Origin of the sequence: Pseudonocardia nigra, assembly GCF_019396355.1 — a bacterium.
GTDB classification, from domain to species: domain Bacteria; phylum Actinomycetota; class Actinomycetes; order Mycobacteriales; family Pseudonocardiaceae; genus Pseudonocardia; species Pseudonocardia nigra.
In genome coordinates this window covers 1-1,408 of sequence record NZ_JAHKRK010000456.1, presented here as the reverse complement: position 1 = coordinate 1,408, position 1,408 = coordinate 1, and the positions used below count along the sequence as shown (strand labels likewise).

Annotated in this window: 1 protein-coding gene; it reads left to right on the top strand. The window is 70.0% G+C overall.

Going from position 1 to position 1,408, the window contains the following annotated elements; translation table 11 throughout:
* Positions 1-174: 174 nt before the first annotated feature.
* On the top strand, positions 175-1,389 hold the full coding sequence (locus tag KME75_RS41540) for an ISAs1 family transposase (RefSeq protein WP_219420464.1): 1,215 nt from the start codon (positions 175-177) through the stop codon (positions 1,387-1,389).
* Positions 1,390-1,408 lie beyond the last annotated feature (19 nt).

Genomic DNA, 1,408 nt, shown 5'->3' with positions numbered 1-1,408 from the left:
CCAGGGCCCAGGCAAAGTCGCGATGAGCGGGTGTTGACCTGCGGCGACACGCCGGGGTAGGTACGAAGACGGGCACGGGCTCGACGTGATCATGAGGGTGTCTAAGTCCTTGATCACGTCAGGAAGCCCGTGCCCGCACTGTCAGTATCCCCGATCGTTGCTGCTCTGGATCACGTGGAGGTCGAACTCGATGAGGTGATCACCGCTGCTTCCGACGCCACTGCTGCGCCGTTGGCGTTGTCGCTGGTGGAAGCCCTATCCGAGGTTCCCGACCCGCGGCAGGCGCGTGGCGTGCGCCATGGCGTGCTCGCGGTGCTGCTGCTGGGAGCGTGCGCGGTGCTGACCGGAGCGCGATCGTTCGCCGCGGTCGCCGAGTACGCCCATGACGCCGGCCACGCGGTGCTGGCCGCGCTCGGTGTGGGCACGGTGGTGCCGCACGAGTCGACCCTGCGCCGGGTTCTCCAGAAGGTCGACCCCGTGGCGGTGGAGGCTGCGTTGCGGTCCTGGGTGCTGACCCAGCTCGACGCCCAACCCCGGTCGCAGGCCACACCGCGCCGTGAGCAGCGCCGCGTACTGGCCCTGGACGGCAAGACTCTGCGCGGCGCCCACATCAGTACCGCCCACGGCAGCTCGGACCATGGCGCCGGCCTGCCGCACCTGGTGTCGGTGCTCGACCAGGCCAGCGGCGCCGTGCTCGGACAGGTCCAGGTCGAGCAGAAGGGCAGCGAGGTCGCCGCGTTCTCCACGCTGCTCGACGAACTCGACCTGTCCGACGTGCTGGTCACCGCCGATGCACTGCACACCCACCGCGGACACGCCGACTACCTGCACCAGCGCGGCGGGCACTACCTGATGACGATCAAGGCAAACCAGCCGAAGTTGCTGGCGCGGGTACGCGCGCTGCCCTGGGCAGACATCGGTGTCGCCGCCCGCGGACGCGCCCGCGGCCACGGTCGGGTCGAAACCCGCGCGATCAGCGTGGTCAGCCTGCACCCCTGCCCCGATCTGGGCGGCGAGTTCTTCCCCCACGCCGCCCAGGCGATCAAGCTGGTGCGCCGACGTCGCCCACTGCGCCCCGGCGGGAAGTGGAAGACTGTCACGGTCTACGCGATCACCAGCCTGACCGGCTTCGACGCGGACCCCAGCCTGCTGGCCCGCTGGATCCGCGGTCACTGGGGCATCGAGAATCGGTTGCACTGGGTCCGGGACGTGACCTTCGACGAGGACCGCTCCACGGTCCGCACCGGGCACAGTCCGCAGATCATGGCCGCCTTCCGCAACCTCGCGATCACTGCGCTCCGCCTATCGGGCGCCACCAACATCGCCGCCGCGCTCCGCCACCACGCCCGCGACACCCTCCGGCCGCTGACCACCTACAAGATCACGTAGCAACTTTGCCGGGGCCCTG